Origin of the sequence: Lacticaseibacillus songhuajiangensis, from assembly GCF_003946025.1 — a bacterium.
GTDB classification, from domain to species: domain Bacteria; phylum Bacillota; class Bacilli; order Lactobacillales; family Lactobacillaceae; genus Lacticaseibacillus; species Lacticaseibacillus songhuajiangensis.
This window is the reverse complement of the sequence record NZ_RHNR01000074.1, coordinates 1-7,065: the sequence shown is the minus strand read 5'-3', so window position 1 is coordinate 7,065 and position 7,065 is coordinate 1. Positions and strand designations below refer to the sequence as shown.

Annotated in this window: 5 protein-coding genes, 3 tRNA genes and 1 rRNA gene; 7 read left to right on the top strand and 2 right to left on the bottom strand. The window is 54.3% G+C overall.

What is annotated here, in order from left to right:
• The 5 genes from rrf to EKM97_RS11655 form a co-directional block, all read left to right on the top strand.
• Positions 1-76: ribosomal RNA gene (rrf, locus tag EKM97_RS12280) — 5S ribosomal RNA — on the top strand; the annotation flags it as partial.
• Between the two features lie 8 nt (positions 77-84).
• Positions 85-157, top strand: a tRNA-Asn gene (locus EKM97_RS11670).
• Between the two features lie 10 nt (positions 158-167).
• Positions 168-257: transfer RNA gene (locus EKM97_RS11665), tRNA-Ser, on the top strand.
• Between the two features lie 27 nt (positions 258-284).
• Positions 285-357 (top strand) — tRNA-Ala (locus tag EKM97_RS11660).
• A 186-nt stretch (positions 358-543) separates the two neighbouring features.
• On the top strand, positions 544-2,217 hold the full coding sequence (locus EKM97_RS11655) for a C40 family peptidase (RefSeq protein ID WP_125572545.1): 1,674 nt from the start codon (positions 544-546) through the stop codon (positions 2,215-2,217).
• Between the two features lie 67 nt (positions 2,218-2,284).
• On the opposite strand, the gene EKM97_RS11650 is transcribed toward EKM97_RS11655, so the two are convergent.
• On the bottom strand, positions 2,285-3,187 hold the full coding sequence (locus EKM97_RS11650) for a DMT family transporter (protein ID WP_125572544.1): 903 nt from the start codon (positions 3,185-3,187) through the stop codon (positions 2,285-2,287).
• A 58-nt stretch (positions 3,188-3,245) separates the two neighbouring features.
• Entirely contained in the window at positions 3,246-3,893 is a 648-nt protein-coding gene (locus EKM97_RS11645; RefSeq protein WP_125572543.1) for a hypothetical protein, read from the bottom strand.
• Positions 3,894-4,173: 280 nt separating this feature from the next.
• Here EKM97_RS11645 and metK point away from each other — a divergent pair, with 280 nt between their 5' ends.
• Both metK and EKM97_RS11635 read left to right on the top strand, forming a co-directional pair.
• The gene (gene metK / locus EKM97_RS11640) at positions 4,174-5,355 is read left to right on the top strand and encodes a methionine adenosyltransferase (protein WP_125572542.1); all 1,182 of its coding nucleotides are present in this window, start codon (positions 4,174-4,176) and stop codon (positions 5,353-5,355) included.
• 115 nt (positions 5,356-5,470) lie between these two features.
• A complete protein-coding gene (locus tag EKM97_RS11635; protein WP_125572541.1) occupies positions 5,471-6,925 on the top strand; it encodes an MDR family MFS transporter in 1,455 nt (484 codons plus the stop codon).
• Positions 6,926-7,065 lie beyond the last annotated feature (140 nt).

Below are 7,065 nucleotides of genomic sequence, written 5' to 3'. Positions count from 1 at the left end.
GAACACAGAAGTTAAGCTTCTTTACGCCGATAGTAGTTGGTGGGAAACTGCCTGCGAGGGTAGGAAGCTGCCGCGCTAATTTATTCCGGTTTAGCTCAGTTGGTAGAGCACCTGACTGTTAATCAGGTTGTCGTCGGTCCGAGTCCGACAACCGGAGTTTGTTTTATGGAGAGTTGTCCGAGAGGCTGAAGGAGCATGCTTGGAAAGCATGTATACGGGTTTTGCCTGTATCAAGGGTTCGAATCCCTTACTCTCCGTTTTTTTATACTCATATGAGTAGATATGGGGGTTTAGCTCAGCTGGGAGAGCACCTGCTTTGCAAGCAGGAGGTCATCGGTTCGATCCCGTTAACCTCCATCTCAAGTAACCGTTCCTTAACCGGAACGGTTTTTTTGTGCTGTTTTGACGGCAAAATGGTTGCATAAACGAAAATCCGTTATTTTTCTTCACGAAATATGACTTTTGTTATTGAAAGCACGCGTATATTCCAGCATAATGGCTGTATTGTTTAATACTTATTGCAGTAATTGATGGAGGAACGACATGAAGAAGCAAGTATGGGTCACGCTTGGGGTTGCGTGTGCATTACTCGCTGCGGGGACACATCCTGCAGCCGTGCACGTAGCAGCAAGTACGGCGGTCAATGCGACGTCCGTCACCCCCACTCAGGCTAGCGGCTGGGTGCAGGCAAAAGGGACGAACGCCGAATTGTACGATAACTACACGGCAAGCAAAAAGGCTCTGAACAGTACCCTTGCGGCAGGAAGTAAGGTGCAGTACACCGCAACGGCAACTGTGAACGGAACCAAATGGTACGAAATTGCCACGAACAAGTGGGTGTCTGCTGAGGAAGTCAGCGAAACTGCTGCAGACTCAAGTTTGAGCACGAACAATGCCGCGACTACAAGCAGTAGTTCTAGCCAGACGACCAAGACGTCCAGCAGCAAGTCAAGCACAACGCAGAAGGCTGCAACTACCACCACGACCAAGAAGGCAGCCGCACCTAAAGTGGCGGCTAAACCAGCCAAGGCTGCAACACCAGCTGTGAAGACCACTAAGTACAAGGCAACAATCTACATTGCCTACGTGCCTGGCTACGGTGTGCGCACTGCAGCGACACCCGGTGGCAAGACCGCTGGCAAGTACCTTAAGAACGGGACGGCGTGGAAGGTTAACTCTGTGGCCACCGTCAACGGTACCCTGTGGTACTGCTTGGGCACTAAGAATTGGCTTCCAGCGACGTACGCCAGCTTGAGTAAAACCAGCAGTGCGGTGAAGTACACCAATGTCAAACTGAACATTGTGCGCACCTCCACGAAGGCCACGGTTTACAACAATGCACTGGGCAACAGCGGCAAGACTCTGAATAAGGGTTCCGTATGGAAGTACACGAGCAAAAAAGTTGCTGGCGGGCTCATGTGGTACGCCATTGGCAAAAATCAGTGGGTGCGTCAGGGACAGGTAACTGAAGCTTTGCCTTACCAGAACCCTAGCAAGTATTTCCAGATCTCCTACACCCAGATTAAGCCAACCGGCAAAGTTGGTTACAATATCGGCTACAACTATGAAGGTATCAAAACCTGGCTGGTGCTCGGTAAGCTAGGGCTCAGCCGTCATTACGCCAACATGTCCTGGGCAGACGTAGCCGCTGTGAAGTCATTCCAGCGCCGTCACGGCCTGAAGGCAACCGGTGTGGTGGATCTGAAGACCTGGACCAAACTGGGGCTGAGCAAGTCCCTGTGGACCAGTATCGACAGTTACATTCAGCCACTGCGTACTAAGTGGTACAGTACCCGCTCTGAGCACATCGAGGCCATGATTGCGGCTGCTTACACTTACCTTGGCAATCCATACATCGTGGGTGCGTCTACCAGTGCTGCATACGGTAACGACTGCTCCGGTTTGGTTACCCAGGCACTTTACGCCGCCGGAATTAATCCACTGCCAGTATCTTCCATCCAGCATGCACATCCTGGTAACGAATGGAACAGCCGCATTTTGGCTGCCAGCAGCAAGTTTAAGACGGTCAGCTACGCCAACCGCCAGCGTGGGGACCTCATCTTCTACACGAGCCCTTACGACCACCGCGTCTGGCACGTTGCCATCTACCTTGGTAACAACAAGGTCATCGAATCTTGGCCACCAAAGGTCATGGTTGCAAGCATTAAGAACAGTCAGCGCAGTTGGGTAACCCGTGTTGCCCGTGTGTTTAACTAAACACGATGTCTAAAAAGAACGCCCGCGAATTCGGTCTGAATTCGCGGGCGTTCTTTTAGTTTACTGGTCATTCTTTGCGGCGCTGGCGCGCAACGTACAACTTGCGGAAATCCACTTGCATCAGGATGATCGCCAGTAGGATGAGCAGGCCGCCCAGCAGCAGGTTGATAGTGAAGGCTTCGAAGCCAAAGGCCACGGAGAAAATGCTCCCGAAGACGGATTCGGTCATCATAATGAGACCAGCCGGCGTCGGATCCGTGAATTTTTGGCCGATGAGTTGCAGGCTTTGGGCACCGAAGGAGGAGAGCACGCCCAGGATGAAGACGGGCAGCAGTGCCGCCTGCCAGTTGATGGCGCCGTATGCACTGTGCTCAAACACGCCGGACCAAGTGAAACCGCCCACCCCCTGCACGAGGCCGAGCATAAAGGCCGTTATCCAGGGGTTAATGCTGGCGGCAGTGGACCCGAAGTAGACAATTTGAATGGCGTAGAAGACTGCGGAGAGAATCACCAGGATGTCGCCGAGCTGGAAGTTGAAGCCGTGATTGAAGATACCGGTCAGTTCCATGACGCCAAGCATGCAGATGATGATGGCCAGGTAACTTTTGGGTGCGGGGGTCTCGTGAAAGACCAGCCACATGATGAACGGAATGATGACAACGTAGGTGGCGGTCAGGAACGCGTTGTCGCCTGGTGTCGTGTACTGCAGGGATACCGTTTGCAGCTGGTAGGCGACCAGGTTGATGATGCCGGCGATGAGGCCAATTTTGAACTCGGCGCGGGTCATGTGGCGAATGACTTTGCCGAAGAAAATATAGACTAGCACGGCGTAAATGAGCCCGCGGAAGCCGTTAATCATTCCGGCCGGCATGTGCGCGTTAGTGGCCAACTTGGTAAAAATATAGCCGCTCCCCCAAATGATTGCGGTGAGGGTGAGTACCAGGTTAGCCTGGGTTTTGCTGAGTTTCATGACAACCTCCTAAAAGAGGTCACGACCGCGCTGGCCGTGACCTGTTAGTTTGTTAAATTTAGCCGTGGAGCATCGTCAGGTGAAGGGCCACCCCGACGATGAGTGCGGCGGCGAGCCAGTATGCCGGCCACCAGGCCTGCTTGCGCTTGAGTGGCAATAGGGCAAGCACGATGCAGACCAATGCGGTGATGATGGTGAACCGCTGCGTTGCGTAGGCCGTGATGATAATGACGAGTTCGCCGATTGCCACCATGAGGCTGGGCAGCCGGCGGGCGAAAGCCGCCAGGATGAAGGGCAAAAGTTGAAAAGCAAGATCTAGCAAGAAGGTGTGGGTGAGAACATGGCTTTGACTCATGGTAACGGCAACCTGCATGAAGCCGGCAATTAACAGTTGGCCAGAGACGCTGACGTCGTCTGTCAGCTGCTGCGTGCTCAAAATGAGCGCCAGACCGATTTGCGCAAGCAGGAGGGGTAAGAGGACCCATTGACCGTAACTTGCCAGCAGCGCTGCGACAAGGCCAATACCGGCCAGAATTTGGTAATGCCACTGCATCTGCATCAGCGCCACACAGGCGGTCAGCACGATGAGGGCAATGAAGCTCATACTCCAGACGAGATGGCTGCTGCCGACTGAAATAATCGGGTAAGTCAGGGCGAGCAGGAAGAGCAGCAAACTGCTACTGCTACGTTTGATTAATGATTGCATGCGAATTTCCTTTCTTCTAATATGCAATGCTACCCGATTCATCTCGGGAAGACAATTATTTACCCAAATGGTGGCGCTTGCTAGGACAAAATTGCAGCTTTGCGTTATGTACGCCCAGATGTTTGTGCTAAGATGGGGAAGTTGCAAACAATTCCCGATGGGGGGGCTGCGGTGAGTACGCGCTAATTAGCGTGTGAGTACGGTGCAATAACCGTGCAAGTGATGCTCATTGCAAACCCATGCCTTGTAACCGACTATTTGAAGGGGGAAATTCAATTCCATGCAAGAACGACACTTATTTACGTCCGAATCCGTTTCTGAGGGGCATCCTGATAAGGTTGCTGACCAGATTAGTGACGCGATTCTCGACGCCATTTTGACCGAAGATCCACAAGCCCGTGTAGCTTGTGAGACGACGGTAACAACTGGCTTGGTGCTCGTCGTTGGGGAAATCTCAACGACGGCCTACGCCGACATCCAGGGTATCGTCCGCGATACCATTCGCCGGATTGGCTACACGAAGGACAGCGGCTTTGACCCTGACTCCGTGGCCGTGCTGGTTGCACTTGATGAGCAATCACCAGATATCGCTCAGGGTGTGGATGAATCACTTGAAGCGCGCGACGAAGACGGCGATCCGCTCGACAAAATTGGCGCGGGTGACCAGGGGATGATGTTTGGTTACGCTTGTGACGAAACACCAGAACTGATGCCACTGCCAATTGCGCTGGCTCACGCCCTTATGCGGCGGACGGCCAAGGTCCGGCACGAAGGGATTCTGAAGTACCTGCGTCCTGACGCCAAGGCCCAGGTCACCGTTGAATACGATGACAACGACAAGCCGCAGCGGGTGGACACCGTGGTGCTCTCAACGCAGCACGATCCAGACGCCACGCTTGACCAAATTCGCAGCGACGTTGAAGCGCAGATCATTCGCAAGGTCATTCCAGCCCAGCTGCTGGATGCCAACACGAAGATCTACGTGAACCCAACCGGACGTTTTGTCCTCGGCGGCCCAGCCGCCGATTCCGGTCTGACTGGCCGGAAGGTCATCGTGGATACTTACGGCTCATACGCCCGTCATGGTGGCGGTGCGTTCTCCGGTAAGGATGCCACGAAGGTGGACCGCTCCGCTTCTTACGCCGCTCGCTACATCGCCAAGAACTTGGTGGCAGCGGGTCTGGCCAAGAAGGTTGAAGTTCAGCTCGCTTACGCCATTGGGGTTGCACGGCCAGTTTCTATCTCCGTGAACACCTTTGGCACGAACGCCATTCCAGAAGAAGCTATTACTGCCGCAATTCGGGACAATTTTGACCTGCGTCCTGCAGGAATTATCAAGATGCTCGACTTGCAGCGTCCAATTTATGAACAAACCGCGGCTTATGGTCACTTTGGCCGCACAGACATTGACTTGCCTTGGGAACACCTCGACAAGGTTGATGCACTGAAAGCATTACTTTAGTGATCGATTGGTGGGGGGACATTTTTAATGTCCCCTATTTTTGTGGACTGGAACGACTGCGTTCTGGTTTCGGCTGGTGGCGCCCGCAAAAAATAAACGACAGGAGTAATCTATCTTGCACCAGAGAAAAACAAACGTGGCGGTTGTGACGGCCACAATTTTTATTGCAACATTCATGGCTGCCATTGAGGGCACCATCGTCAGCACGGCGATGCCAACGATTGTGGGGGCACTGCACGGCGTGAAGGTGATGAACTGGGTGTTCACCATGTACCTACTCACCTCGGCCATGGCCACGCCGATTTACGGCAAAATGGCGGACCGCATCGGCCGCAAGCCGGTGATGATGGTGTCGCTGGGCATCTTTGTGATTGGTTCGCTTTGCAGCGGCCTGTCGCAATCGATGCCCGCGCTCATCGTTTCCCGCGCACTGCAGGGAATTGGCGCCGGTGGCATTATGCCGGTGACCTTTACGATGATTGCGGACATTTACCCCATTGAAAAGCGCGCCCGCGTGTTGGGGCTGAACGGTTCCGCCTGGGGTATTGCCGCAGTTGTGGCCCCGCTGATTGGGGGCTTTATCGTCGACAAATTGTCCTGGCACTGGGTGTTCATTCTGAACGTGCCGATTGGGCTGGTCACGATGCTCTTGACCTACATTTTCTTCCAGGAAAAGCACGTCGCTGAAAAGAAGCCTGTGGATATCATGGGGACGGTTTGGCTGGCATTAACCTTGCTCTTCATGTTGACTGGCTTCCAGATGCTGGATGGTGCCAATGGCATCGTGTACGCGCTGTTGCTGGTTGCGCTGGCAGTGGTGACACTCTTCTTGTTCATTCGCCAGGAAAAGCGGGCAGTGGATCCCGTCATCAGCCTCGAGCTGTTTAAGTCGCGCACGTTCACGATTCAAAACGTGCTGGCTGCGCTGGTGTCCGGCATCGTCATGGGCCATGAAGTCTACATGCCAATGTGGATGCAGGGTATTCTCGGCCTCGACGCTTCCATGGGTGGCTTCGCGGTGACGCCAAGCAGCCTGATGTGGGTACTGGGCTCCTTCGTGGCAGGCCGTATGATTGTCAAAATGCGTCCGCAGCGAGTTTTGATGGTGGCCCTGGGGATTATCACCGTCGGCATCTTTATCCTGGCGAGTGTGCCCGCGTCGACACCGTTTGCCTTCTTCCTGCTGTTCTCCGCCATTTTGGGGAGCGGCTTCGGGATTGCCATCACGACAACAACGGTTAGCTCACAAGCGGCCGTGGGGCAGGACAAAATTGGGGTGGCAACGAGCTTCAACACCCTGAGCCGGACACTTGGGCAGACCGTGATGGTTGCCGTGTTTGGCCTCATCTTCAACGTGCAGGTTGCCGCTGGCACCACGGGAAAGGCGGGGCTGAGCACCAACATGATGAACAAGTTAATCAACCCGCACACCGTACACGAGTTGCCACAGCAGGCAGTCCCGGCATTGCGCCACGTTCTGTTCGAATCGCTACACGGCGTGTACTTGGCGTGTGCAGTGGTCGTTATCCTCGGCATCGTGCTGAACTTGCTCGACCGCAAGAAGGCATAGGGGGCTGTCGCTGTCCGTCAGCGTAAGTCCGCGCCCGCAAGGGTGCGCTTTGCACTGTAAGCAGTTTTCATACCGCCGTAAGGCGGTGGTTGGCAACTCCGGCGCGGGTGCGCTTGGATTCCGCGATTGAGGGCTACGCG